A 24207-nucleotide genomic window follows, 5' to 3' on the forward strand; every position below is an offset into this window, starting at 1 on the left:
TCGTTGGACTCCAACGACGCTACAATGGGGACATCTCCCTCGTCCGGCGGATAATTTTGCAATCCTACAGTTCAACGGCGCTACGAAGAGAATGAAGACTTTTTCAGGGGGGGCGGTAGCGCGGGAGGTCGGGCCTTCGATTATTCTCGCAAAGGCAAAACCCAACGACGCTTCGGGTGGGTCTTCCGACCATCAATCTGCCCGAGTACCGCTGGATTGTCGCGAGCGGTCGGAGTAGGGCAGCCGGTTAGGCCTTCGTAATCAAAGGGCGCGGTTCCATTTCCCATTTACAGGTTTCCCTTCTTCATCTCCTTCGTGGCATAGTCCACGGCACGGGCGGTGAGAGCCATGTAGGTAAGAGAGGGATTTTGGCAGGCAGCGGAGGTCATGCAGGCCCCGTCGGTGACGAACAGATTCTCCACGTCGTGCGCCTGGTTCCACTTGTTGAGGACCGATGTGTCTGGGTCGCGGCCCATGCGCGCACCGCCCATTTCATGGATGCCCTCGCCCGGCCAGTAGCGCGACTCATACGTGCTCACGTCCTCCCCACCCGCCGCCTTGAGCATCTCGGCGGCCTGCTGCTTCGCATCCTCGCGCATCGCTTCCTCGTTCTCCCCCATCGAGACGTGAAAGCGAAGGACCGGCATGTCCCACTCATCGGTCTCGTCGTCGTCGAGCTCGACGTAGTTGTCCTCGCGCGGCAGCATCTCACAGAACGCCGTGAGGGCCATGCGCCACTGCCCCGGATCGCGAAGATTCTCCTTCAGGCTTTCGCCAATTCCTTTCTCCCCGATCGCGCGGCTCCAGCCTTCCCGGTACGCGCTGCCCTGATAGCCGTAGCCGCGGAGGAAGTCGACCTTACTCTCCTGCCCCGGCATGTTGCGGAAGCGCGGGATGTAGATGCCGTTCGGGCGCTGGCCGTAGTAGTACGTGTCCTCAAACCCCGGGAAGGTGCCCGAGGCGCCGATCTTGAAGTGGTGGTCCATGATGTAGTGCCCGAGCGTGCCGCTGGAGTTGGCCAGTCCGTTCGGGTAGCGGGAGGAGGTCGAGTTCAGCAGGATCTTGGTACTGCCGAGCGCGGAGGCGCAGAGAAAGACGACGCGGCCCTTAACCTCGCGCATCTCCTTCGTATTGCGGTCCACCACGCGCACCCCGGTGGCCTTGCCGGTGTCCGGGTCGTGGATGACGCTGTGGACGATGCTGTCGCACTGTAGGGTGAGGTTGCCGGTGGCGCGGGCGGCCGGCAGGGTGGAGCTGAGGCTGGAGAAGTAGGCGCCCACGGTGCAGCCGCGCGAGCACGGGCCGCAGTAGTGGCAGGCCTGCCGGCCCTTGTGTTGCTGGGTGAGCACCGCCGCTCGCCCGATCGTCATGTCGCGGTTCGGGAACGCGCCCTCGATTCCCTTCTCCACGTGCTGTTCCACCGCATTCATCTCCATCGGCGGCAGAAACTCGCTGTCCGGCAGCTGGGGCAGGTCTTCCTCCATCCCACTGATGCCCACGTGCTTTTCGACGTACGAGTACCACGGCGCGATGTCCTCGTACCCGATGGGCCAGCCCTCCGTCACGCCGTCGCGCTCGTTGGCGCGGAAGTCCATCTCGCTCCAGCGGTACGACTGTCGGCCCCACGTAATCGACCGTCCGCCCAGGTGGTAGCCCCGCACCCACAGAAACGGCTCATCGTCGTCGAAGGCGTACGGGTGCTCGCTGTCCTTCACGAAGAAGTGCTTGTTGTAGGCGTTGACGGGCCCAGCCATTGACTGCAGGGGATAGTGCTCTTCCATCTCCTGCTTGTTGCCTTGCCCGTGGAAGTCCATCTCCCAGGAGGGCTTGTGCTCCGTGATGTAGTCTTCGCCGTGCGTTACGTTGCGCCCGCGTTCAAGCACCAGCGTGTCGAGCCCCTTCTCGGTGAACTCCTTCGCGGCCCACCCACCGGTAATGCCGGACCCGACGACAATCGCGTCGTATTCCTTTTGCTGCGGGGCGATGTGAACATCTTTATTCATGGTTGTAAGCGGTACCAATCAGGGGAAAGAGGCAAGGGGGGACGGCAGGGCGTTCCGGACGTGGACGGGGGCGTGATTATGGATGCGGGACGGCGTTGCGGCAGCCCTTCACGCATCACGTTTTCACGCATCACGCCTACTCTTCCGAAAACGCATCTTCGAAGCCGGCGTCGGCCGGCGGAAAGTCGACAGCGTGGACGTACTCGTAGGCTTCCTCGGCGCCGTGCTCACGGTTCATGCCGCTGTCCTCCCACTCAATGGAGAGAGGACCCGTGTAGTCCATGCGGTTGAGGCGGCGGATGATGCCTTCGAAGTCGATCTTGCCGCGGCCGATGGAGCGGAAGTCCCAGTAGCGGTCCTCATGGCCAAAGGGCAGGTGCCCGCCGAAGACGCCCGCTTCCTGGCGGCGGTCGGCCCACCAGACGTCCTTCATGTGGACATGGTCGATGCGGTCGGCAAATTTCTCCAGGAAGGCGAGGTAATCCACGCCCTGGTAGCCAAAGTGACTGGGGTCATAGTTGAAGCCGAAGGCTTCGTGGCCGTCGAGTGCGTCTAGGGCCCGCTCCGATGTGCTGAGGTCGAACGCGATTTCGGTGGGATGCACCTCCAGTGCGTACTGCACCCCCTCGTCGGCGAAGACGTCGAGGATCGGCGTCCACTGGTCGGCGAACGTCTCGTAGCCCTCGTCGATCATCTCCTGCGGGGTGGGGGGGAAGGCGTAGAGCAGGTGCCAGACGGGCGAGCCGGTAAAGCCGGTCACCACGTCGATGCCGAGGGCGCTGGCCGCCGCGGCGGTGCGCTTCAGTTCTTCGATGGCGCGCTGCGTGACGCCGTCCGGGTCGCCGTCGCCCCACACGCGGTCGGGCAGCACTTCTTCGTGCCGCTCGTCGATGCGGTCGCTCACGGCCTGGCCCACGAGGTGTTGGCTGATGGCCCACACCTCCAGGTCGTGCTGGGCCAGCTGGTCGCGCTTTTTGCGAATGTAGCCGTCCTCGTTTACGGCCCGTTCGACGTTGAAGTGGTCGCCGGCGCAGGCCAGTTCGAGGCCGTCGTAGCCCCAGCCGGAGGCCTTCTCGGCGAGGGTGTCGAGCGGCATGTCGGCCCACTGGCCGGTGAAGAGGGTGATGGGTCGGTAGGACATTGGCGAGTTTGGATTTTCGAGTTTCGAATGTGGAGTGACGGTGGGCAAGGGCAGAGGATTGAAAGGCGCTGTCAGACGTCCGACGCTCCTTCGAGGTATGATGTCTGAACGAAGGTGGCTGCTCGCTCAATCACGTTTTGCACAGTGTCATCTGTGAGGTCGGCTCCCGAGTAGTCCGCCTTCTGCCGAAGATCGAAGATCCGCCGAAGGTTACGTCCCATTTTTGGGGGAAACGTTCCGGTCTTGACGAATTGCTTCCCGAACTGCGTCTGCAAGCCTTTGTGCGTATTGGGCGTCATCTCATATTTCAGAAGTGCCGCTTCGGCTCCGTGGGCCATCGCGTAGTACGCTCGCGAAACCGCATCATCAAAGAAGCCTCCTTCATGCAAATAGCGTGAAGCATCCAGTCGTTTATGTGCTCGCCGCAGGAGATCGCGCTGGGCGTTCGTCATACCTTCACCCCCTCTCGATGAACGTTCATGAGAAGAGGGGTGTTGTGGTTCTCAAACTCGGACCGGGAAATTGGGAAAAGGGTGATCATTTCCTCCGTTTCCAGTTCCAGATCGTAGACGGGCTCCGACATCCGCTGGAGCTCTTCCCAGGCATCCACCTCCCCTTCCAGCACCACCATCACGTCCACGTCGGACGCCTCCGTGGCCTCGTTACGGGCATGGGAGCCGTACAGCACGACGGCGTGCAACCGGTCGCCATACACGCGGTCGAGGCGAGCCCGAAGCTCTCGAAGGAGCGGACGGATGGTGGAGGGGATGGGGGCTGTCGAGGGAGGCATCAGAGCACTGGATTCACGAGTGTAGTAGGGAAGTCAGATGCCGGGTGGGGAGTAGGAAGCGTCGACCCAGGCTTCTTTCTCACTGCTGTCGAGGGCGGTGTGGATGAAGTGCACGCCGATGGCGCCGTCCTGCACCGTCGGGTAGTCCTGTGCCCAGGACTCGGGCTCCTCTCCGGCCTCGTGTGCGGCAATGGCGTGGGCCGCGCTGCGGTAGATGTTGGCGAAGGCCTCGATGAAGCCCTCAGGGTGGCCCTGTGGCGTGCGAATGAACGGCTGCACCGAGTCGGCGAGGGAGGCGCGCCCGTGGCTGTACACCTGCTGCGGCTTGTCGCCGTTGATGTCGGTGAGGAGCGTGAGGCGGTGCGGGTCCTCCTGCTGCCAGTCGAGCCCGGCCTCGGTGCCGTAGACGCGGAGGCGAAGGTTATTTTCTTCGCCGGCGGAAATCTGTGAGAAGTGAATGAGGCCGCGCACCCCGCCTTCGTAGCGGGCCAGGATGCTGGCGTCGTCGTCGATGCCGCGCCCCTCGACGACCGTGCCCACGTCCGCACACATGCGCTCCAGCGAGAGGCCGGTCACGTACCGGGCAAGCTGCTCGGCGTGCGTGCCGATGTCGCCCAGCGCGCCCGCCCCCGCCTTGTCCGGGTCGGTGCGCCAGGATGCCTGTTTGTTGCCCTTCTCCTCTAGCCGGCGGTTCAGCCAGCCCTGCGGGTACTCCACGACGATCTTCCGGAGGTCGCCGAGGCGGCCCTGCTCCACGAGCGCGCGGGCTTGCTTCACCAGCGGATAGCCGGAGTAGTTGTGCGTGAGGGCAAAGACCACATCCTGCTCCTCCACGCGGCGGCAAAGGTCCTCCGCGTTGTCCAGTGTGGTCGTCATCGGCTTGTCGCAGATGACGTGGAAGCCCTCGTCGAGAAAGGTCTTCGCCACGTCGTAGTGCAGGAAGTTCGGCGTGACGATGGAGACGGCGTCGATGCCGTCGGGCCGCGCGGCTTCTTCCGCGGCCATCTCCTCGTAGGAGCCGTAGACCCGCTCCGGGTCGAGGTTCAGGTTGTCGCCCTGCTCCTTCGACTTTTCGGGGGAAGAGGAGAAGGCGCCGGCGACGAGGTCCATCTCGCCGTCGAGGGCGGCGGCGGAGCGGTGCACGGCGCCGATGAATGCGCCGGGGCCGCCCCCGACCATGCCGTAGCGAATGTTGCGATCAAGTGCCATAAATCCTGTAGGGGTTGGGGGTTGTGACGAAAGGGGTGCAGTGGGTCGGGAATGAGAAATTTGGAGTGTGGAATGCAGAGGGGATCCGTACTGCTCCCTGGATGCGAATCATTCCACATTCCGAATTTCCCACCCCCCATTCGTTAGAAGGTAAGCTGACTGAGCGTCTTGTGGCTGGCTTCGATGCTCTGCATCGGAGCCTCGGGGTTGTCGTGCTCTACGAAGTAGTGCTCGAAGTTGCCCGCCCGGAAGATCGCGGCAAAGTCCATTTGCCCCGCCCCCACGCTCACCATCTCGCCGTCTGCCGTCCGGTCCTTCACGTGGCAGAGCGGATAGCGGTCGGGATTGCGCGTGATGTAGTCGGTTGGATCGTGGCCGGCCGCCGCGATCCAGTAGAGGTCCAGCTCCATCTGCACGTGCGACGGATCGGTTTCCTCCAGCAGCACGTCGTAGGGAAGCGTGTCGTCCATCGCCTGAAATTCGAAGTCGTGGTTGTGATAGGCAAACTGGAGCCCAGCGTTCGTGCAGCGCTTGCCGAATTCGGAAAACTCGGACGCTCGCTGCCGATACGCATCGAGGCTTCCGCGGTCTGCCTCGCGGAGGTAGGGACACACCAGATAGTCGTGCCCGACGGCCTGCGCCGTTTGAATGAGCGCATCTGGGGCTTCTCGAATTTGCTGAAGGGGCACGTGGGCGGCGGGGGCGGAAAGGCCGAGGTCGTCGAGCATTGCCCCGATCTCTTCGGGACTCCGGTCATAGTATCCAGCAAATTCCACCTCGTCGTAGCCTATTTCGGCCACCGTCTCCATCGTTCCCGAGAAATCGTTCTCCAGCACACTCCGCACGGTGTAGAGCTGGAGTCCAACAGCGGGGAGCGAGGCGCTCACCGTGCCGTTGGAAGAGGCGTCGGAGGATTCGGCATCAGAGGCGTTGGAGCACGCCGCAAGCCCCAGTCCCGCCCAGGCGATCCCGGCGGCCTGGGCGGACGTGGTGAGGAACTGGCGTCGATCCATAGCGAGGAAGCGGGCGGAGGGAAATGAAACGGCACTGAGGAGGTCGACGGAGGGACACGCTACGTCCCGGCCCCCGACCAGGCCCGGCCAACCTCTTCGTACGGGACGTCGCCGTCGTAGTAGCCGGGCACGACGTTGGTTTTCAGCTCCTGCGTTGCTCCAATTTCGGAGGTGTAGTACCCGACGATTACGAGCTCCTTCATCATCCGGAAGAAGGACGGCTCCTCGCGGTCGGTCGGGGCATCTGCGCCGAAGGTCTCCTCGTCCAAGGCCGCGACGAGACTGCGCTGCTGCTCGGCGCTACAGTCGACAAACGAACTGCCGTAGTCCGTCTTGCAGCGGGCGTTGATGTCTTCTAGGCCCTTCATGAATCGTTTTCGGTCCGGCTCGCGATAGCTTTCCCCGACCATCGCGTCGATGAAGCGGTTCACGTTTGCGGCGCTCGCGCCGGGCGTGTCTGTGGCCGGAATGATGATCTCGGCAATGGTATCGACCATCTCGTTTTGCTCGGCGGAGAAAATCGAGGGAGTCCAGTCGGGTCCTGTTTGCTGCTGGCAACCGCTCAGAACACCGGCCACGGTGGGAGCGGAGATCACCCCGCCCAGCAGGGCGCCGACGCGGCGAAGGGCTTGGCGACGCGTGAGGTCGTGGGAGGCACTCATGGCGAATGGGGAGGTCGGGGGAGAGAAGGACAGTAATGGACACCCGGGCGTCCTCTTTCGGACGGAGAACGGAATCGAGGGAGCAACTACTCTTCCGCGTCGGGAGACAAGGGACGGATCTTCACGTCGCGGTACCACACGGGATGTCCGTGGTCCTGCAGAGCAATGTGTCCCTCGTCCATCTGACCGAAATTCGGCCAGTTGGAAAACTTCGTACTCTCTACACGATTCGTCCACGTGTCGCTACCAATCTCGGCTTCTAAGAGTTTCGTTCCGTTCATCCAGTGCTCCACGTGAGAGCCGCGGACTACAATCCGGGCCTCGTTGTACTCGCCGATCGGACGGGTCACGTCTTGTGCCGGTGCGTAGAGCCCGTACAGGGCGCCCGACGTGTGAATCGTATCGTCCGGGCTGAGGGTCGCGTTGTCAAGTACCTGGTATTCCGGTCCCGTCTCGTAAGGTAGATCTTCCTGCTCCGAGACGCGGTACATGACGCCGCTGTTGCCCTCCGAGGCGATTTTCCATTCCAGGCGAAGCTCAAAGTCAGCGTACATAGAATCCGTTATGAGCGTGAGCGGCGGTTCTCCCTCTTGGGTTGAGGGCTGTCCCGTAAAGTGCATTGCCCCGCGTTCTACGGCCCAGCCCGCAGGCACCGAGTCGCGCTTGAATCCGCGCCAACCGTCGAGCGACCGGCCGTCGAACAGCAGTTGCCATCCGTTCTGCTGCTCCGTGTCGGAAAGGGTGTTGAGGGAGTCGGGGAGGGAGCCGGTATTGTTCGCAGAAGACCCGGAGTTGTCGGGGCCCCCGCCGCACCCCGCAATGAGAAGAACGAACGGCAGGATTCCCAACGCCAGTAGTGCCCGGAGAAGACGATACGGTGAGGGCATGGTCGTAAGAAAAAACGGTTTGAAAAGAGGGAAAGGGGTTTCAAATATAAAAAAGAGAATGACGATTGCACATGGACGTGCTTTCGTCGAGATTTCGGGAGAAGAAAAGCCCCAGAGTATGCGTCTGTGTGCTGGCACATGCCGACTGGGCAATCCGGTGGGCGCTCTCGTCCCGAAGGATGGATCCGGACGATGCTCCCTCCCGAGTAGCACGATGCGAATGGCATTGTGCAGTACACCTCGAATGACATTGTACAGATCCCACTTTTGCTCTTATGCCTTCTCGCTTTCGTCGGCTGTGGACGATGTGTAGTCTCCTTCTCCTCGCTACCGTCGTCACGGCGCAGGCTCAGATCACGCCCACCGCCGAGCCTGAGACGGTCGGTATGTCGGCGGATCGACTGTCGCGCATCTCCGAGACCCTGTCGCCCCACGTAGAGAAAGGGCAGATCTCAGGCCTCATGACGATGGTGTACCGCCAGGGAGAAGTGGTGCATTTCAATACGTACGGCGACCGCGACCGTCAGACGGATGCGCCGATGACGAAGGAGACCCTCTTTCGCATCTACTCGATGACAAAACCCATCACGACGGTCGCGGCGCTGATGTTGTACGAGGAGGGGCACTTCCATCTCGACGATCCGGTGGCCGAGTATCTGCCTGCATTTGAGGACGCTCAGGTCTACGACACCACGGCTGCGGGGCAGCCCCGGAAGGTGCCCGCGCGGCGGCCCATCACCATTCGCGACCTGATGACGCACACCTCCGGGCTCACGTACGGCGTCTTCGGCAATACGCCGGTGGACTCGATGTACACGGCGGTCGGGGTTCTCGACAACGATCAGACCCTCGCCGCGGCCATCGACACGCTTGGCACGCTGCCGCTCCTCCACCAGCCCGGTGAAACGTGGCACTACAGCGTTTCGACCGACGTGCTCGGGCGTCTCGTGGAGGTCGTGTCCGGCACGACGCTCGATACGTTCTTCCGGACCCGCATTTTTGAGCCTCTCGGGATGGACGACACGATGTTTGAGGTTCCGTCCAGCGAAATGGATCGCTTCGCAACGAACTACGCCGTGGGCAAAGACGGGTCGCTCGTCGTGCAGGACCGGAAGGCGTCCAGCGAGTTTGCGGCGCCCGTCCAATTCCTGTCCGGAGGCGGCGGGCTCGTGTCCACGATGGACGACTATCTCCGGTTTGCACGCATGCTGTTGAATGAGGGCGCGCTCGACGGCACGCGGCTCCTCAGTCCGAAAACAGTGGCCCTCATGACACAAAACCACCTGGATGGGACGCACGCGCCGGGATGGGGCTTTGGGCTCGGCGTTCAGGTTTGTACCGACCTTGCAGCGGCCCAAACGATCGGGTCTGAGGGCATGTACGGATGGTCGGGAGCCGCCAACACCTTCTTTTTCATTGACCCGAAGGAGGAGTTGATCGGGATGGCGTGGACACAGCTCTTTCCCCACGGCCGGTACGAAATTGGATCGACGTTTCGGGTCAGCGTCTACCAGGCCATCGTGGAGTAACGTCTTTCAGGCCGCGGGCGACGGGGCTGGAGGGGGCTTTGGGGAGAGGACACATTCTATTCACTGGCACCCCGCCCCCGCGCAGGTGACAATGCCACCGACACTCCCTATGTTGATTGGGGAAGCAATCATCACCTAATGCGTTCGGGGGGACGGAGCGATCTTGTGCCCCGGTCGCACGTGCAAGAGGGGCAATGCGCCGATCACGGACGGGAATGGGGCATTGCTCTGCAAAGGCGAAGCGGAGGACGGCGGACGTGGACCGGCTCCTCCGTATCTCCGTACTGACTAGCATTCCTTTAACAAATCAAAACCTCCATGCCCAGGGAGACCCTCCACGCCACGGATCTCGAAACGAAGGCGATCAACACCATTCGCTTTTTGTCGGCCGACGCGGTCGAGGCAGCACAGAGCGGTCATCCGGGCGCGCCGATGGGATTGGCCCCGGTGGCCTATACGCTGTGGACGCGCCATCTGCGTCACAGTCCAGAGCACCCGGGCTGGCCGAATCGCGACCGGTTTGTGCTTTCGGCGGGTCATGCGTCGATGTTGCTCTACAGTCTGCTCCACCTTTCCGGCTACGACCTGTCGCTGGATGAGATTAAACACTTCCGGCAGTGGGGCAGCAAAACGCCGGGGCATCCCGAGGCGCACCTGACGTCAGGGGTAGAGACGACGACCGGTCCGCTCGGGCAGGGCTTTGCGAACGGGGTGGGCATGGCCTTTGCCGAGCGCCTGCTGGCCGACGAATTTAACACGCCGGACCATCCGGTCGTCGATCACTACACCTACGCGCTCTGCTCGGATGGGGACCTCATGGAGGGCATCTCGCAGGAGGCAGCCTCGCTGGCCGGGCACCACGATCTTGGCAAGCTCGTCTACCTGTACGACGACAACGAGATTACGATCGACGGCGACACGGACCTCACGTTTACCGAGGATGTCGCGGGCCGGTTTGAGGCCTACGACTGGCACGTGAGTCGCGTCGACGACGCCAACGACCTGGACGCCGTGGACGCAGCCATCGAGGAAGCGAAGGCCGTGACGGATCAGCCCTCGCTCATCGTGGTGAAGTCGCACATTGGGTATGGCAGCCCCAACAAGCAGGACACCGCTGCCGCTCACGGCGCGCCGCTTGGAGAGGAGGAGGTGCGTCTCACGAAAGATGCCCTGGGCTGGCCGACGGACGAGACGTTCCACGTGCCGGAGGGCGTGTACGATCACGTCCAGCAGGCCGTCAGCGACGGCGCCGAGCAGAAGGCGGCGTGGGACGACCTGATGGAGGACTATGAGGAGGCGCATCCCGAGCGGGCAGCTGAGTACCGGCGATGGCTCCACCGAGAGCCGGGAGAGGGATGGGAGGCGGCCGTGCCGACGTTCGACCCCGACGAATCGCTGGCGACGCGGAAGGCGAGTGGACTCACCCTCAACGAACTGGCGCCCGAAGTGGGGTATCTCATCGGGGGATCCGCGGATCTCACGGGCTCCAACAAGACCGACGTGCCGGGGCGCAGCGACTTCCAGCCGGACAATCCCGGTGGCCGGTACTTCCGCTTCGGGGTTCGCGAACATGCTATGGCAGGGGCGATGAACGGGATGGCCCTGCACGGGGGCATTCAGCCATACGGCGGTACGTTCCTCATCTTCAGCGACTACCTGCGCCCGTCGTTGCGCCTCAGTGCGCTGATGGAGCAGCCGGTCGTGTACGTCTTTACGCACGACTCGATCGGGATCGGAGAGGACGGGCCCACACACCAGCCGGTCGAACACCTGATGGCCCTGCGCGCCATTCCCAATCTCACGCTCCTACGCCCGGCCGACGCCAACGAAACGGCCGAGGCCTGGAAGGTGGCCGTGCAGAACACCGAGGGCCCGACGGCGCTCGCGCTGACCCGACAGACCCTCCCCGTCTTCGACCGCGAGGAGGTCACTCCGGCGCGGGGCGTGGGGCGAGGCGCGTACGTGCTTCGGCCCACCGAGGGGACTCCGGACGTGCTTCTGATCGGCAGTGGCAGCGAGGTGCAGCACGCCCTCGCGGCCGCTCGCACCCTGGCCGACGACGGCATTGAGGCTCAGGTGGTAAGCATGCCCTCCTGGGAGCTCTTCGATGACCAATCCGAGACATACCAACACAAGGTGCTTCCGCCCGAGGTCACGGCTCGCGTCTCCATCGAAGCAGGCGTGACGCAGGGATGGGAGCGCTACGTTGGCCCCGACGGGGCATGCATCGGCGTCGACCGGTTTGGGGCCTCTGCGCCCGGTGAGGTGGTCATGGAGAAGTACGGAATCACTGCCGAACACGTGGCTGAGCAGGCACGACAGCTCGTGGCGTGATGCGGGAGGGGCGTACATAAAGGAGAAGAGGCCATCGCGCCTCGCACACCGTGACGAAATTGCCAGAACTGCTGAATTGAACTGTACATTCTGCTATGAAATTTTTTGTCGACACCGCTAACCTTGAGGAGATTCGCGAGGCCAATGATATGGGCGTCCTCGACGGCGTCACGACAAACCCCTCGCTTGTGAAGGCCGAGGGCAACGTCGATTTTCACGAGCGTGTGCTGAAAATCTGTGAGGTCGTCCAGGGAGACGTTTCGGCCGAGGTGACGGCCACCGACTTTGACGGCATGATGGAAGAGGCCCACACGCTGGCCCAGATTCACGACAATGTCGTCGTCAAGATTCCGCTGATCAAGGAGGGCATTAAGGCGCTCCGTGCGCTCGACGACGAAGGCATCCGCACCAACTGTACGCTTTGCTTTTCGCCGACGCAGGCGCTTGTGGCTGCAAAGGCGGGGGCCGACTACATCAGCCCCTTCATCGGGCGGATTGACGACATCTCGTCCGACGGCATGACGTTGATTGAGGAGATCGTCCAAATCTACGACAACTACGACTTTGAAACGGAGGTGCTGGCCGCCTCGATTCGGCATCCGACCCACGTGAAGCGGGCAGCTCTTGCCGGGGCCGACGTGGCGACTATGCCGTTCGAGACGATGGTGAAGCTGCTCGACCACCCGCTTACGGACCGGGGGCTGGAGCGCTTCCTGGAGGACTGGGAAGAATATCAGGAAGCGAAGGAGGAAGAGGCTGCCACAGCGGCAGTGTAGTCGAGAGGGCCGCTGGAGAAGCACGTTTGGGGGCGTCCGAGTCGCAGGGAATGCCTGATTGAGGACGTCCAGGGGGCGGGACTCCGGGGAGAGGTATGGGGACGTGCGTCGAAGTGACCGCCGGCACTCTCCAAAACTACATATTCGATCGGCTCTCAGCGCATGGGGAGAGGCGCCAGAGTTGCTTACAGACAGCGCTTTGGGCGTCCGTTCTTGTAGGTGCTCCGAGAAGTGCTTTGCTGGACACGTGTCTCGTAGAGAGAAATCTCTGCCAGCGACAGGGTGCCGTCGGCGGTTCTCAGAGCTCTACTGCCCTCTTCCCTGGCCGTCCTCTCTCCCATGTCTCTCTACACCGAACGATGGATTGCCCGGCCCGCATGGCTGGCACTTCCCATTTCCGAACGCATTGCCTATCTCGATCAGATGGAGGCGGGGATGCGTGCCCTTGCCGACGCAGGAGCCATACTCATTGGACTTGTTCTGGACGAGGCACAGCATCCGGTACACAGCAGCGACCGATACCTTGCCGTCTGGGTGATGCCGGAGGAGGCCCAGGTTCGCATGCTCGAGTCAATGCTGAAAGAGGCCGGATGGCATCGCTACTTTCGCCGGGCCGACGAAACGTCGGAAGCAGAACGCACCCGCGCGTCTTTGTTTCCGTCTACGCCCCCGTCCCATTGGCACGTGAATGGGCGGCGCAAGTGACATCCGATCGGCAGCGGCTTACAGCCAGTCCTGTTCCCGATACCAGTTCACCGTTTCGGCAACACCTTCTCCGAGCGGAATGCGGGGGGCATACCCGAAGTGCTTCTGCGCTTTCTGGCTGGAGCAGGCGGTGATTGCGTGGCGAATTTCGCGGGCCTTGTCGCGGTTGAGGGGCGGGTAGGTGCCAGTGAGCTTTCCCCACGCCTCGGCCAGCGTCCCGACGACGCCCACGACGGGAGAGGGCACCGGGAGCGTAACGGCCCAGGTGTTGAGGGCGTCGGTGGCGGCGCGCTTCACCTCATTCCACGTGTAGGGCTGTTCGCCGCCGAGCAGGTAGGTCTCCCCCGCAGCCCGCGACGACCGACTTGCCTCGACCATGCCGCGGGCAAGGTCGCGAGCATGCACGAGGCTCAGGCTCCGCTCGGCCCCGCTGCCCACGACGGGGCACACGTGTCGTTGGACCGCCCTGAAGAAATCCAGGATGTCGCGATCGCGCGGGCCGTACACGGCGGGAGGGCGGACGACGGTAAGCGGGAGAGCCTCCCAGTAGGATTCCGTCATGTCGTGAGCGTCGCGCAGCGCCGCTTCCATTTGCGCCTTGCTTTTGCCGTAGCGGCTGACGGGACGGAGGGGATGCTCCTCGGTTGCCACCTCGGCGTCGCAGCGTCCCACTGCGGCGAGGCTGCTGGTAAGGAGGATCCGCTCCACGTCCGGCGCGGCGTGCTTGACGGCGCCCAGAAGGTTGAGCGTGCCCTGCACATTGACCTCGTAGAAGGAGGCCCATTCGGGGGCGCGGGTGATGCCGGCAAGGTGATAGACGTGCGTCACCCCGTCGAGCGCCGTCCACAGCGTCTCCACGTCCGACAGGTCGCCGTGCACGTAGGTGACGTCCAGGTCCGACAGCCATTTCGGATCGGAGCGGACCATGCAGCGGATCTCGCTCACTCCGCGGCGCAGGAGCTCTTCCACGAGGTGGCTGCCAACGAAGCCGGTCCCGCCGGTGACGAATGCGATCTTGGAGTCAGACACGATTCAGTGGTGGCTTGCCGGGGGAGAGGCGAGGATCGAGGATTGAGAATCGAGGGGGGAGAGGCGAAGGGGGAGGAACTAGAAGATCGAGCATTGAGGGGGCGTTGAGGAGGCGAACGTTATGATCAGCTTGTGCCACGTGTCTCCAAAGGGCAGCGCACATTGCACATCCATTCAGTCATTATGGCGAAGATCGAGAGTTTTCGGGAACTGAATGTGTATCGACGGGCGCATCGACACGCCAGCGTCCTCTTTGAACGATCTCATCAGTTTCCAAAAGAGGAGAAGTATGCGCTTACAGATCAGATCCGTCGTTCTTCCCGAGCCGTCACCGCTCTTCTGGCGGAAGCGTGGGCACGTCGACGGTACAAGGCTGTCTTCATCAATAAGGTGAACCAGGCGCTAGGGGAGGCAATGGAAACGCAGGCGTGGCTCGATCATGCTCGGTCCTGTGGCTATCTCGATGAAGACGAGTACGAGAAACTCAACGACGCCTGGAATCACATTGGGGCCATGCTCAGACGCATGATTCAACGTGCTGACGGGTTCTGTAGCTCTTCTCCGTGATCGAGGAAGCAGCATGCAATCCTCGCTTCTCAATCCTCACGACTCTCCTACTCTACGGTGGTTGCCTGATCCCGTCTGGTATCCAGTTCCATCTCACTCGTCATTCCTCACCTAATCATCCCGCGTCAATCGAACCACGTTTTCCACGTGCGGCGTGTGCGGAAACATGTCCACCGGCTGCACCGCGTCGATGCGGTACGTGTCGCGCAGGCGCTCCAGGTCGCGCACCTGGGTTTGCGGGTTGCAACTCACGTAGACGAAGCGCTCTGGGGCCAGCTCGGCGATCTGTGCCACCACGTCTTTGTGCATACCCGCCCTTGGTGGATCCACGATGAGAACGTCGGGCTCGCCGTGCGTCTCAACGAAGGCAGAGGTGAACAGCTCCTTGAGGTCGCCGCTCACGAACGTGCAGTTGTCCACCCCGTTCATCTCCGCGTTCGTACGCGCGTTGGCGACCGCGTCCTCCACCAGCTCCGCTCCGATGACCTCGTTCACGTGCTCGCTCATGTAGAGGGAAATCGTGCCCGCGCCACAGTAGAGGTCGTATAGCCGATCGGACGGACGGAGCTCGGCAAACTCGCGCGCCACCTCGTAGAGCTGCTCCGCCTGGAGCGTGTTCGTTTGGAAAAAGGCACTGGGACTGATCTCAAACCGGTAGTCGCCAATCTCGTCGTAGATGACGCCCGGGCCAAAGACGACCTGTTCTTCCCCTTCCGGATTTTGCGACTTGCCGGTGTGGTTGGTGTGGATGAAGGTCGTCACCTCGGAGAAGTCTCTCTGCAAAAACGCCGCAAATGCCGAGATCCGATCGTCCGGCGCTCCGTACGTCACGAGGTTGACCATGCAGTCGCCCGTCTGCTCGCCGGTGCGAAGGACGAGGTGGCGCAGAAAGCCCTCCTGGTTGCGGATGTCCCACGGTGCCCAGCCCTGCTCCTTCACGAAGGTGCGGATGCCGTTCACGAGCCGCACGCTGAGCTCCGAGTGCAGATGGCACTCCTGTAGGTCGAGCACTTTGAAGAAGTTGCCAGGCACGTGAAGCCCCAGAGCAAAGTCGGTATCGAACTCTTTGCCCGTGTCGATCTCGTCGCGCGTAAGCCACCGGTCCGCGCTGAAGTCGAAGTCCATCTTGTTTCGGTAGAAGAACCGCTTCGGGGATCCGATCGTCGGGCGTACCTCCACGTCCGAGAAATCGGTCTGCTGCTCGAACGCTTCCCGGACGCTTTGCCGCTTCATGTCCAGCTGAGCCTCGTAGCGAACGTGTTGCCACTTGCAGCCGCCACACTCGTCGGCATAGCGACAGCGGGGCTCGGTGCGCAGGTCGCTGGGGGTCAGAAGGGTGTCGAGCTTGGCCTCCGCGTAGCTCGACTTCGGGTTGTGCACGTAGGCTCTCACGCGGTCACCCGGAACGGCCCCCTCCACGAAAATCACGTAGCCGTCCATACGGGCAAGGGATTTTCCCTTGTCGGCAAATTTTTCAATGTCGAGGTCAATCAGCTCACCTCGGGTAACAGGGGGCATGAGAGGCGTTCGTCAATGATGAGGGGCAGAACGTCCAGTAGAGGAGGTCCGGGGCCGACCGTCGGCCAGATGGGGGGCAGCAAAAGGAAGGACCCCGGAGGGAAAATACGGAATACGGCCGCTGCTGTTGTCTGCGGAGGACCAGGCTCTTGCTGGCGGCACCCCGCGTTCGCACCGACGATCCGGAATGGACTTTGATAATGTAAGGCCTGTACACAGAAGATGGGGCCGGATGAGGAGAAGAATCGTCGCGACCGTCGGTCCTGAGAGAAAACGGTAGGCGGTTGTCGGTGGGAAGATGAGGATCGCCGGGGGAATCCATGGGAATTCTTGTTCTCTTCTGGTAACATTTGTCTACCCGACTGTTTGTTTGTAGTACCCCTTCGACCGCGCACTGTGCACTTGAAGGCGTCAGCCAGAATGGAACGTCTGCCGCGAGATGCGTCTCGTGACAATTTCGTTCCGACATTCCCGCAGCAACGTACAGAATCATCCTCGGTATCCGGTATAGAAAGCGGCCAACCACTCCGTCTGGTCCGCTTCGGTTGAGTACGACCGGTTGTGCGACCCTCATTGACTCGCCCCCGTGTTCATGGTCACACTTAAGGACGTTGCTCGTGAAGCGGACGTGTCGATTTCAACCGTGTCGCGAGCCCTCAACAATTCCGAAAAAGTCCACCCCCAAACCAAGCAGCGTGTGCGAGAAGTAGCCGACGAGTTGGGCTACAAGCCGAGTCGAGTGGCCCGGCGCCTGCGGTTGGAAGAGGGGAAGGCCAGTCTTCTCGGGCTCGTGATTCCCGACATTCAGAACCCATTTTTTGCCGATGTCACGCGGGGGGTAGAGGACGTGGCCCAGGCCCACGACTACGGTCTCCTTCTCAGCAACTCCGATGAGGACCCGGAGAAGCAGCGCTTTGTGCTCGACATTCTCCAGACGGAGGAGGTTGATGGGGTCATTGTGCCGCCGGTTTGTGACGAGGACACGGCGATTGCGCAATTGCTGGAGACCAATATCGCGGTGGTGTGCGTCGATCGCCGGATGCAGAATGCACGCGTGGACACGATTCTCTCCGACAACCGAAAAGGGGCCTACGAGGCCGTGTCCCACCTCCTTGAACTCGGGCACAGGCGTATCGGCTTTATCGGGGGTATTCCGCGGATCTCGACCCTTACCGAGCGGCGACAGGGCTATGAGCAGGCCCTCTCCGATCACGGCCAGGCGGTCGATCCTGCGCTGATAAAAGAGACGGAGACCCGCCGAGAGCGGGGGAAGCTTTTGACCGAGGAACTATTGGCGTTGGCGGATCCGCCGACGGCCCTGTTTACGGGCAACAACCTCACCACACTCGAAGTCTTGTCTACGTTGCACGAGCGCGGTGTGGCGGTGCCGGAGGAGATGGCCGTGGTTGGGTACGACGACGTGCCGTGGCCGATGGCGCTGAATCCTCCGCCCACGGTCGTCGATCAGCCCGGGTATGAGATGGGACGCCGGGCCGCAGAGATCTTGTTGGAGCGCCTCCAGAATCCAGGTCGTTCGCCGACGACGGTCACCCTCCAGCCGCGTCTCATCGTTCGTCAGTCGTGCGGGGCCGGCGTGAAATCACCAGTCTAACGTTTTTTCCGGGCCGGCGGCTGTGTCAGTAGTGGAGGCCGAGGCGAACGAGGACGCGGCGGCCGGGAAGCGTCCGGGCGGTCGGGGCCGGGCGCGACGGAGTGATGCTCTGGTCGAAGGCATTCCGGCGATCGAAGACGTTGACGAGGCGCACCTGTGCCGTCAGGTGGACGTCCCCCATCGTGGTGTTGCCGTCGAGCCCCAGGTCGAGGCGCGAGTACGGAGACAGCGTCTGCCGGCCAGGATGAGAGAGGGCGTAGTTGCTGAGCACTTTGTTCTTGCCGGCAAGGGTGAGGTAATCGTAGTAGGCGCCTCGGAAGGCCCACGAGCGTCCCCAGATGCCGTGCCAGTGCGCCCGGGCGGTAAGACCGCCCGCCAGCGCCACGTCGAGCCCAGTGGTGATCCGGACCGGTTGCTCCCAGGGGGCAGGGACGTAGCGCCCGTCGAACCGATCGGGGTATCGGCGTTCGGCTCCACTCCATTCGATACTCGCACGGCCGGACACCCGCTCCCCGTCCCGCTGGAGATGGAGGGCCACACCGTACGCTCGGCCGCGCCCCGCCGCGACGAAGTCCGACTGTGTGTCGAATGAGCGCTGCGGGGGGGCGGTCGGCTGGGGCGATTGTACGAGCCCGGCGTAGTCGACCTCCAGCGTGCGCGGTTGCCACTTGTAGTACGTTTCGAGGCGAGTCGACCACGTGGCCGTGGGGGTCAGGAGTATGCTGCCGGTGGTGTGGTACGCCCGCGGAGGAGCGAGGGAGGCATCGAGGGGGAGCCAGAACTGGACGGACGGTACCACGGAGGTGGGGCCGGCGCTGCTAATCTCCGATTGGAGCACGTACTGCCGGTACAGCCCGCCCGCGACCCGTACGGCGAGTCCCCCTAGTGGCGTTGACGACTGGTCGTAGCGCAGGGAGAGCCGTGGCTCGGCGTACACGGAGGCTCGACTGCGAAGGTAGGTGAGGCGCGTGCCCACCGTGCCCGTAAGGTTGAGGCCGGGGGACACTTCCGCTTCTGCGTAGCTGCCGACCTGCCAGTCGCTCGATTCGTGCTCCAGAATGCCGAGGAACGGATTTCGGACGCGAAACTGGCCGTGCAGAAACTGCGGGGTTACGCCGACCCGAAGATGTGTGCGTGGGGACAGGCTCACGTCAACGTCAGCGTGCCCGCCCCACTCGCCGATTTGGTTCCCCTCGCCGGAGTGCGACGCCACGACGCGTTCGGACGGGGGAGAGAGAGCAGGGGAAGAGGCGTGCTGCAGCAGAGAGTCTTGACGGAAGCCGAAGAACGTATCGGAATCATGCCAGCTGCCCCGGAGCTGTATCGCCCCCGTCACCCGGCTACCGGCGAGCCACTCGTAACGGCCCTGCACGGCCGTGTTGGACCAGTTGTATCGGTCTTGTGAGAGCAGGAGGCGAGAGCCGTCACGCGTCGAGAGGAGACTCGCCACGTCGGTACCCAAGCGGGTGCGGCCCCGGTACCCCGATACGGCGATCTGCTGAAACGGGGTCAACTCCTGCCGCACCGCCGCGTGCACGTCCGAAAACTGCACGTGGGCCCTTCGGGTTTGCGTTGGATCGGCGTCTTTTGCTCCCACCGTGCCCATCCACGACGAGGCGAGAGCGCGGTCGAGCGTGGTACGGGTGTCGAGGAGAGAGTGCAGGGACGGGGCGCGGTAGGCATCCCACACGCTCGTTCGGACGGCCCCCATTGCCTGTCCTGTGGACGAAGAGGACGTCAGCCATTCAAGGTCAGCACGAGCATGTATACTGAGCGGGTCTATCTGTGCGGCGCCGTACTGGGCGTCCGAGCGCGAGAGGTCGTGCGTTGCGTCCATCACGCCAGCCGTGTAGCTTCCGTGTGCCGCTCCGAATCCCGCCTTGTGCACCGTGAGGCGTTCCAGCGCCTGAGGGCTGAAGGCACTGAGAAGGCCGCCCAGGCTCACCGGCTCGCGTACGGGCACCCCGTCAAGGCGCATCACGTGTTCGCCGCTGCTCCCGCCCTGCACGTTTACCTCGGCAAGCGGGCGATTCAGCGAGACTCCGATCCGTCGGCTTGCACTCCGCAACACGTCGGGCGTCCCGCGCCCGGACATCTGCTCAAGGGCGTCCGACGAGAGCGTGGTGCGCCCCAGCGACGCGGAGGGCAGTCGCTGCTGCAGCCCGTCTACCACGATCGGGGCCGTATCCACGACCCGGCGGCGGAGGGCCACGCGAATGGTATCGCGTCCGTTGGGGGGGACCCGAACGCTGTCGAGGGCCGAGCGGTAGCCCACGTACGTGACGACGAGGCGGTGCATTCCGGCAAGTACCGGCGCAACTGTGAACTGGCCGGCCGAATTGGTGGCTGTCCCCGTGCCGGCGTCGGCCAGCAGGACATTGGCGTTGGGGAGTGGCTCGCCTGTGGCAGCGTCTACCACCCGTCCGGCAATGCGTCCTGTCGAGGGCGAGGCCTCGGGCGAGGCGACAAGTAGATAGCTGCCGCTTGCTGTTCGGAGAAACTCCACGCCGGTTCCGTCCAGAATGCAGGACAGCAGTCCCTCAGCTGTTGCGCTACGGGCCCGACAGTAGACGGTCTTTCCCTCCACGAGCGTCGTGGAGTACGCGAGGTCAACGCTCGTGCGTGTCACAAGCGCCTGGAGGGCCTCATTGAGCGGGACGTTGCGCAGGGCCAGAGTGTAACGGTCGGTCTCGGTAGAATCGGGGACCTGAGCCTGAGCGGGGGCGGGGCCGAAGAGCAGAAGGCCGACCAGAAGCCACGACCAGACCGGAGGACGGAATCGGAGGGACGGCGTACACATGGCGGAAGGCCAAGTCGGCAAGGAAGGGCGGGGCCCGGACAATCATTTTGAGTCTCGTACGAGCTCGTAGCCTCGACTCGTTTTCCGGTATGAGAGGTCCTGGATCAGACAAATGTCGCGCAGTACGTTCGTTAAACGAGCATCGCGAGCGTAATGGAGCGTCATTGTATCGGTTGCGGCAGGAGGCACGGAAAGAGTCAGCGAAGAGCCGAATCGCCGCTCCAGTTCCCGAAGCACGTCCGGAAGGGGGGCCTCGGCCATTGCGAATCCGCCCTGTCGCCAGGCCTGTACGTACTTGAGATCGATCGGCCGGGGCGCGACCGGGGCGTTCTTCCCGCGTACGCGACTCATTTCACCGGGGGCATCCAGCACCACGGCTCCTGTTCCGGACGATGCATCCGTTCCGGTTACCTGCACGCGCCCCGTTTGCACCGTGACAGTTGTTTCCGACGTCTGTCGGCCCGGCTGGGTATGAACATTGAAGGTCGTGCCCAGCACCTCGATCTGGGCATTGGCGGTATGTACCCGGAACGGACGATTGCGAGCCACGATCGAGAAGAACGCCTCTCCGTTGAGGGTGACGCGCCGGGGCGGCGCGTCGCCCAGAATGGACGAGAGGCGGCGGGGATACGTGAGCGTCGTTGCGCCGTTTAGCTCAACGGTCGAGCCGTCCGGGAGGCCCACGGTCGTTTGCTCTCCGGGCGTTGTCGTTACGGTCACCGGTTGGCTCCACCACCATCCCCCAATTCCCACGAGCATAAGGACAAGAAGCGTGGCCGTGAGGGGATGCGTCCAGCGCCGTTTCGCGTGCTGGGCGGCCGGGGGCCGGTCCGGGGCCCGGCGCGTCTCGGCCTCGGTGGCAGAGGAGAGGTCGAGTCGGTCGGCCAGCCGGTCCCACTCCTCATCCACATCGAACGACGCCGCACGCTCGTCGTCGGATTTCTGAAGAAGGGACCAGATTCGCTCGTAGTCGGAGGCATTGTCTCCGTCGGTGAGTTCGTCGAAGTCGGAAGGCAGTGAAGGAGGCATATTCATCTCGCGGGCCGTGGGCGCAGGGCGAAGCGGCAGGGGGAACAGAGGGGAACGGTCAGGACGAACGGAGGTCGGGACGGTGATTGTAAAGGCGGCGGCGAAGACGCTTCATTGCACGCACGAGATGGTTGTTCACGGTTTTCGGGGAAATGTCCATCACCGCGGCAATTTCGTCGTGGCTAAGATTGTTTTGCCGACGCAGCAAGAGGGCCTCCCGCTGCCGTTTCGGGAGCTCGGCCACCCATTCGTCGAGCAAGTCCTGGAGCAGGCGGGCGTCGAGGGTGCGGTCCGGGGACGGGGGCGAGGCGTCGGGATGAAGCCGTTTCAGCTCTGCCTGGTTGTCGCGACGCACCTCCTCTGAGCGCTGTTGGTTGTATACGCGGTGGCGCGCCATCTGGAAGACGTACGCTCGAAGCGAGCCGATTGTGTTCAGACGGTCGCGAATGGACCACAGTTTGGCGAACGTGTCCTGCGTAAGGTCGTGGGCGAGTGCCTCGTCGTTCACCATGCCGCAGATGAAGCGGAAGACGGGCTCGGACAGCTGTCGAAAGAGGTGCTCGAAGGCGGTCTCGTCCCCATGGGCGAGCCGTTCCTGCAGGCCCTCGATGGACGGGGGATTCGAGGGCGCGGCCTCCGAGGAGGAGGGAGAAGGTCCGGACGCCGCGTCGACAGAGGTCGAATCGGGCAGGGAAGGGTCGTCCATCGGTCGGGGGCCGGCCAAGGGGGAAAAGAGCGGACGGGCAGGAACGAAGGGACGTCTGAGCAGGGTTCATCATGCGACGGGATCGTACACGAGACGATCACCTCTTTCGAGGGAAAGAACCATTTCATTACAACTGCGATGGCAAAAAGTAGACACGGAGTCGGAGGCGAACACCCAGTTTGAGAAAGGGAGATCCTGTGAAGGGTTTGAGAAGTTCTGGGGCCGGGTCCGCTTTTCGACAGAAGCCGGGGAGGGGCAGGGCAACAGGGGAACTGTGCTCACTGCGAAGCGCAAAACGGGAGGGATCACGAAGGGCGCAGGCGTACGTATGAGAAAGGCGATTTTCGAAGCCGTTCTCATACCGCATGTCTCTCCCGTCCTCGTCTCAGCCGTCCACGCGCTCAGTGGCCCCGTGGCGTCAAGATCCGCAGCACGACGGATCGCTCTGGAGTACATTCTGGCGAGCTCTCTCGCCCTCTCAACTCTTTGTCGGGTCCTTTCTGCTTATGATCGCGGCGGGAACCGTTGGGTTCAAGGTGCTGCCGGGGCTCTATACAGGGCCGCCCCTGAACTGGCTCGACGCGCTTTTTACCGCAACGAGCGCCATCTGCGTGACGGGACTCATTGTGGTGGATACGGCGACCTACTTCACCACCTGGGGACAGGCGTACGTCCTGCTCCTCATTCAGCTCGGCGGGCTCGGCATCATTGCATTCACGTCGCTCATTATCGTGGTGCTGGGACGACGCATGTCGCTTCGGCAGGAGACCTTGACGAGTGGGGCGGCGGGGATCGTGGAAGAGATTGACTATCGCGAACTGACGTGGGCCATTTTCCGATTCACGGTCCTCGCAGAGCTTCTCGGGGCGGTGCTGCTTTACGTTTGCTGGGGGCCGCAACTGGGGTGGACTGGCGCCGTGTGGCCATCGGTCTTTCATTCCATCAGCGCGTTTTGCAACGCGGGGTTCTCCACGTTCTCGACCTCGCTGATGGGCTTTCAGTCCAACCTACCGCTGCTGATGGTGGTGATGGCGCTCATTGTGGTGGGCGGGCTGGGCTTTCTCACGCTGGAGGAGCTCTACGTGTGGCGCCGTGTGTATCGAGAGAAGGAGCGTTTCCGGCTGTCAGTGCACTCGCAGCTCGTGCTTGGGACAACCGTCCTCCTCATCGTGGGCGGGTGGGTTGCATTCACGGCATTCGAGTGGGACAGTACGCTGGCGGGCATGTCGTGGGGAGAGCGCCTCGTGAACGGGCTCTTTGCGAGCATAACGCCCCGCACGGCGGGGTTCAACTCGATCGACTACGCGCAGATGGAGACGGAAACGAGTGTTCTGACGCTCATCTACATGATGATCGGCGGCTCGCCCGGCTCCACGGCCGGAGGGGTGAAAACCACCACGTTCGCCATTCTCGGACTTCTGGCGTGGTCGCGACTCCACGGCAAGCCCACGACGAGCATTTCCGGCCGCACCCTCCCTGAAAGCACGGTGCAGAAGGCCATGAGCCTGTTCATCGTGGCGATTAGCATCGTCGCGCTTGGCATTTTCGTTTTCAGTACCACGGAAATTCCGCACACGATGCCAGCCGCCGATGCTCCATTCCTCTCCTACGTTTTCGAGGCTGTGAGCGCCTTCAACACCGTGGGGTTATCAATGGGCGCAACCGGGGCGTTGACGGAGGCTGGGCGCATCACGACCATCCTGCTCATGTTCATCGGGCGCGTGGGGACGCTCACGTTCGTCGCGGCGATGGCACGCGAGCCCAAACGCATTGCCGGGGGCTTTCGGTATGCGCACGAGGACGTAGCGATTGGCTAAAATTCTTTCTCCCTGGCCTTGTGCTTTCTGTCAGCAGCTATAACCCGGGACGCATCCCTGTTCGGGTGAGAAATGTTGAA

At 62.8% G+C, this 24207-nt stretch carries 20 protein-coding genes; 7 read left to right on the plus strand and 13 right to left on the minus strand.

All coding sequences use genetic code 11. The features are described from left to right. Window positions 1-287 precede the first annotated feature (287 nt). The 8 genes from BSZ35_RS11190 to BSZ35_RS11225 all read right to left on the minus strand — a co-directional run bounded on the left by BSZ35_RS11190 (window position 288) and on the right by BSZ35_RS11225 (window position 7705). Complete coding sequence (locus BSZ35_RS11190; RefSeq protein WP_105012515.1) at window positions 288-2003, minus strand: GMC family oxidoreductase; 1716 nt, start codon at window positions 2001-2003, stop codon at window positions 288-290. Window positions 2004-2139: 136 nt separating this feature from the next. Then, window positions 2140-3144 carry a sugar phosphate isomerase/epimerase family protein gene (locus tag BSZ35_RS11195; protein ID WP_105012516.1) on the minus strand — a complete coding sequence of 335 codons (1005 nt, stop codon included), beginning with the start codon at window positions 3142-3144 and terminating at the stop codon, window positions 2140-2142. 71 nt (window positions 3145-3215) lie between these two features. Then, window positions 3216-3596 carry a HEPN domain-containing protein gene (locus BSZ35_RS11200; RefSeq protein WP_105012517.1) on the minus strand — a complete coding sequence of 127 codons (381 nt, stop codon included), beginning with the start codon at window positions 3594-3596 and terminating at the stop codon, window positions 3216-3218. Further along, the gene (locus BSZ35_RS11205; protein WP_105012518.1) at window positions 3593-3934 is read right to left on the minus strand and encodes a nucleotidyltransferase domain-containing protein; all 342 of its coding nucleotides are present in this window, start codon (window positions 3932-3934) and stop codon (window positions 3593-3595) included. The genes BSZ35_RS11200 and BSZ35_RS11205 overlap by 4 nt, the downstream gene beginning before the upstream one ends. Window positions 3935-3967: 33 nt before the next feature. After that, entirely contained in the window at window positions 3968-5143 is a 1176-nt protein-coding gene (locus tag BSZ35_RS11210; RefSeq protein WP_105012519.1) for a Gfo/Idh/MocA family oxidoreductase, read from the minus strand. 143 nt (window positions 5144-5286) lie between these two features. Next, window positions 5287-6156 (minus strand): sugar phosphate isomerase/epimerase, encoded by an 870-nt coding sequence (locus BSZ35_RS11215; protein ID WP_105012520.1) that lies wholly within the window; start codon window positions 6154-6156, stop codon window positions 5287-5289. Between the two features lie 59 nt (window positions 6157-6215). After that, on the minus strand, window positions 6216-6818 hold the full coding sequence (locus BSZ35_RS11220) for a gluconate 2-dehydrogenase subunit 3 family protein (protein ID WP_105012521.1): 603 nt from the start codon (window positions 6816-6818) through the stop codon (window positions 6216-6218). Window positions 6819-6904: 86 nt separating this feature from the next. Next, the gene (locus BSZ35_RS11225) at window positions 6905-7705 is read right to left on the minus strand and encodes a DUF1080 domain-containing protein (RefSeq protein ID WP_105012522.1); all 801 of its coding nucleotides are present in this window, start codon (window positions 7703-7705) and stop codon (window positions 6905-6907) included. A 275-nt stretch (window positions 7706-7980) separates the two neighbouring features. Between BSZ35_RS11225 and BSZ35_RS11230 the strand changes: the two genes are divergently transcribed. From BSZ35_RS11230 to BSZ35_RS11245, 4 genes are all read left to right on the plus strand, one after another. Beyond that, entirely contained in the window at window positions 7981-9234 is a 1254-nt protein-coding gene (locus tag BSZ35_RS11230) for a serine hydrolase domain-containing protein (RefSeq protein ID WP_219846631.1), read from the plus strand. A 318-nt stretch (window positions 9235-9552) separates the two neighbouring features. Next, window positions 9553-11568 carry a transketolase gene (gene tkt / locus BSZ35_RS11235; RefSeq protein ID WP_105012523.1) on the plus strand — a complete coding sequence of 672 codons (2016 nt, stop codon included), beginning with the start codon at window positions 9553-9555 and terminating at the stop codon, window positions 11566-11568. Window positions 11569-11663: 95 nt separating this feature from the next. Continuing rightward, entirely contained in the window at window positions 11664-12344 is a 681-nt protein-coding gene (gene fsa / locus BSZ35_RS11240) for a fructose-6-phosphate aldolase (protein WP_105012524.1), read from the plus strand. Between the two features lie 339 nt (window positions 12345-12683). Next, entirely contained in the window at window positions 12684-13049 is a 366-nt protein-coding gene (locus BSZ35_RS11245; protein WP_105012525.1) for a DUF6616 family protein, read from the plus strand. A gap of 18 nt (window positions 13050-13067) precedes the next feature. On the opposite strand, the gene BSZ35_RS11250 is transcribed toward BSZ35_RS11245, so the two are convergent. Beyond that, a complete protein-coding gene (locus BSZ35_RS11250) occupies window positions 13068-14078 on the minus strand; it encodes an NAD-dependent epimerase/dehydratase family protein (RefSeq protein ID WP_258096192.1) in 1011 nt (336 codons plus the stop codon). 183 nt (window positions 14079-14261) lie between these two features. Here BSZ35_RS11250 and BSZ35_RS11255 point away from each other — a divergent pair, with 183 nt between their 5' ends. Continuing rightward, window positions 14262-14645 carry a four helix bundle protein gene (locus BSZ35_RS11255; RefSeq protein ID WP_105012527.1) on the plus strand — a complete coding sequence of 128 codons (384 nt, stop codon included), beginning with the start codon at window positions 14262-14264 and terminating at the stop codon, window positions 14643-14645. Window positions 14646-14756: 111 nt separating this feature from the next. Here the strand turns inward: BSZ35_RS11255 and rlmD are convergent, their stop codons facing one another. After that, window positions 14757-16163 (minus strand): 23S rRNA (uracil(1939)-C(5))-methyltransferase RlmD, encoded by a 1407-nt coding sequence (gene rlmD, locus BSZ35_RS11260; protein ID WP_105012528.1) that lies wholly within the window; start codon window positions 16161-16163, stop codon window positions 14757-14759. Window positions 16164-16755: 592 nt separating this feature from the next. Here rlmD and BSZ35_RS11265 point away from each other — a divergent pair. Continuing rightward, complete coding sequence (locus tag BSZ35_RS11265; RefSeq protein ID WP_146110062.1) at window positions 16756-17775, plus strand: LacI family DNA-binding transcriptional regulator; 1020 nt, start codon at window positions 16756-16758, stop codon at window positions 17773-17775. A 25-nt stretch (window positions 17776-17800) separates the two neighbouring features. On the opposite strand, the gene BSZ35_RS11270 is transcribed toward BSZ35_RS11265, so the two are convergent. Genes BSZ35_RS11270 through BSZ35_RS11280 form a run of 3 tightly spaced genes read right to left on the minus strand, consistent with a single transcriptional unit; the run spans window position 17801 to window position 22310 of the window. Then, a complete protein-coding gene (locus BSZ35_RS11270; RefSeq protein ID WP_105012530.1) occupies window positions 17801-20575 on the minus strand; it encodes a TonB-dependent receptor in 2775 nt (924 codons plus the stop codon). A gap of 42 nt (window positions 20576-20617) precedes the next feature. Then, the gene (locus BSZ35_RS11275; RefSeq protein WP_258096193.1) at window positions 20618-21604 is read right to left on the minus strand and encodes a FecR family protein; all 987 of its coding nucleotides are present in this window, start codon (window positions 21602-21604) and stop codon (window positions 20618-20620) included. Window positions 21605-21662: 58 nt separating this feature from the next. Beyond that, window positions 21663-22310, minus strand: a complete 648-nt coding sequence (locus tag BSZ35_RS11280; RefSeq protein ID WP_105012532.1) for an RNA polymerase sigma-70 factor — start codon at window positions 22308-22310, stop codon at window positions 21663-21665. Window positions 22311-22675: 365 nt separating this feature from the next. Here BSZ35_RS11280 and BSZ35_RS11285 point away from each other — a divergent pair, with 365 nt between their 5' ends. Next, complete coding sequence (locus BSZ35_RS11285) at window positions 22676-24127, plus strand: TrkH family potassium uptake protein (protein ID WP_105012533.1); 1452 nt, start codon at window positions 22676-22678, stop codon at window positions 24125-24127. Window positions 24128-24207: the final 80 nt, after the last annotated feature.

Source organism: Salinibacter sp. 10B (genome assembly GCF_002954405.1).
In the GTDB taxonomy this organism is placed as follows: Bacteria; Bacteroidota; Rhodothermia; order Rhodothermales; family Salinibacteraceae; genus Salinibacter.

Bases quoted from the DNA above. Each gene is read 5' to 3' on its own strand.
- BSZ35_RS11190 (WP_105012515.1), bottom strand. From the start codon at position 2,003: ATGAATAAAGATGTTCACATCGCCCCGCAGCAAAAGGAATACGACGCG.
- BSZ35_RS11195 (WP_105012516.1), bottom strand. From the start codon at position 3,144: ATGTCCTACCGACCCATCACCCTCTTCACCGGCCAGTGGGCCGACATG.
- BSZ35_RS11200 (WP_105012517.1), bottom strand. From the start codon at position 3,596: ATGACGAACGCCCAGCGCGATCTCCTGCGGCGAGCACATAAACGACTG.
- BSZ35_RS11205 (WP_105012518.1), bottom strand. From the start codon at position 3,934: ATGCCTCCCTCGACAGCCCCCATCCCCTCCACCATCCGTCCGCTCCTT.
- BSZ35_RS11210 (WP_105012519.1), bottom strand. From the start codon at position 5,143: ATGGCACTTGATCGCAACATTCGCTACGGCATGGTCGGGGGCGGCCCC.
- BSZ35_RS11215 (WP_105012520.1), bottom strand. From the start codon at position 6,156: ATGGATCGACGCCAGTTCCTCACCACGTCCGCCCAGGCCGCCGGGATC.
- BSZ35_RS11220 (WP_105012521.1), bottom strand. From the start codon at position 6,818: ATGAGTGCCTCCCACGACCTCACGCGTCGCCAAGCCCTTCGCCGCGTC.
- BSZ35_RS11225 (WP_105012522.1), bottom strand. From the start codon at position 7,705: ATGCCCTCACCGTATCGTCTTCTCCGGGCACTACTGGCGTTGGGAATC.
- BSZ35_RS11230 (WP_219846631.1), top strand. From the start codon at position 7,981: ATGCCTTCTCGCTTTCGTCGGCTGTGGACGATGTGTAGTCTCCTTCTC.
- tkt (WP_105012523.1), top strand. From the start codon at position 9,553: ATGCCCAGGGAGACCCTCCACGCCACGGATCTCGAAACGAAGGCGATC.
- fsa (WP_105012524.1), top strand. From the start codon at position 11,664: ATGAAATTTTTTGTCGACACCGCTAACCTTGAGGAGATTCGCGAGGCC.
- BSZ35_RS11245 (WP_105012525.1), top strand. From the start codon at position 12,684: ATGTCTCTCTACACCGAACGATGGATTGCCCGGCCCGCATGGCTGGCA.
- BSZ35_RS11255 (WP_105012527.1), top strand. From the start codon at position 14,262: ATGGCGAAGATCGAGAGTTTTCGGGAACTGAATGTGTATCGACGGGCG.
- rlmD (WP_105012528.1), bottom strand. From the start codon at position 16,163: ATGCCCCCTGTTACCCGAGGTGAGCTGATTGACCTCGACATTGAAAAA.
- BSZ35_RS11265 (WP_146110062.1), top strand. From the start codon at position 16,756: ATGGTCACACTTAAGGACGTTGCTCGTGAAGCGGACGTGTCGATTTCA.
- BSZ35_RS11270 (WP_105012530.1), bottom strand. From the start codon at position 20,575: ATGTGTACGCCGTCCCTCCGATTCCGTCCTCCGGTCTGGTCGTGGCTT.
- BSZ35_RS11275 (WP_258096193.1), bottom strand. From the start codon at position 21,604: ATGCCTCCTTCACTGCCTTCCGACTTCGACGAACTCACCGACGGAGAC.
- BSZ35_RS11280 (WP_105012532.1), bottom strand. From the start codon at position 22,310: ATGGACGACCCTTCCCTGCCCGATTCGACCTCTGTCGACGCGGCGTCC.
- BSZ35_RS11285 (WP_105012533.1), top strand. From the start codon at position 22,676: ATGTCTCTCCCGTCCTCGTCTCAGCCGTCCACGCGCTCAGTGGCCCCG.